1 protein-coding gene is annotated in these 911 nt (G+C 40.2%); it reads left to right on the top strand.

Annotated features, from left to right (window positions below):
- The coding region (locus tag CES82_RS12000) for a transposase (RefSeq protein WP_225364910.1) at positions 1-877 on the top strand (877 nt) is incomplete at its 5' end.
- Positions 878-911 lie beyond the last annotated feature (34 nt).

Here is a 911-nt window from a genome sequence, read left to right as displayed (position 1 = left end):
AAGGACATATGTTGAAGCACCAGTATATCAAGAACTTCAAATTATGAGTCGTCATTATCAGCAAGTAAATGATGACTTAGTACGCGGTAAAAACCGCTTGCATAAAGCCTTACAAATGACCTTCCCCGAGTTGGAAGGACTTCTATCGACCACCGACGGTGATCAATATTGGGCATTAGTCGCCCAATTTCCACACGCAGATTTGGTTCTACAACATAAAGTTGAAGTACTGGCGACAACTATCTTAAGCTCAACCAAGCGCAATATGTCAGCTAAGCGAGCTAACGACTTGGCAATTAAGCTGTTTAAATTGGCGCATCTAACAGCAGCCACAGTTTCGACAAACAGCTACGAAGTTGAAGTAATCCACAAATTAGCTACTCAATTAATGAGCCTCCATCATGAGAAACGAGAAATTATTGATCGCATGGTTAAGCTTTGCGAACCGTTACCTGAATACCGGATACTAATGAGCATCCCTGGTTTCGCAGAAACCACATCGGTATCCCTAATTGGCGAACTAGGTGATATTCGCAGATTCAAAACCGCTAACAAACTTAATGCTTTCATTGGGATTGATTTGCGATTCAACGATTCTGGTAACTATAAAAGTAACGGTTTTATCACTAAGCGTGGCAATCACCTAGCACGTAAGATACTGTTTAAAGCTATTGGTAACATGGCATCCTCAGCAACTCATAATCATCCAAGTCACATTAATGATTGGTATCAGAAAAGAAAAAGATCTCTCTCGTCTAAGGGGACGAAAAAGATCACAATCGGTGCAATGGATCGTCTAATATCCACAATTCACCATTTGGTTCTAACGAATCAAACCTATGATTATACTGTTGCCACAACACACCAGCATAACTAAATTTTAGCCTAGCATGTCCTAAAAAAATTGGCAA

It is taken from the genome of Secundilactobacillus silagincola (genome assembly GCF_002583405.1).
GTDB lineage: Bacteria > Bacillota > Bacilli > Lactobacillales > Lactobacillaceae > Secundilactobacillus > Secundilactobacillus silagincola.
Note: the sequence above shows the minus strand (reverse complement) of the source record. Positions and strands in the feature narration are given on the sequence as shown.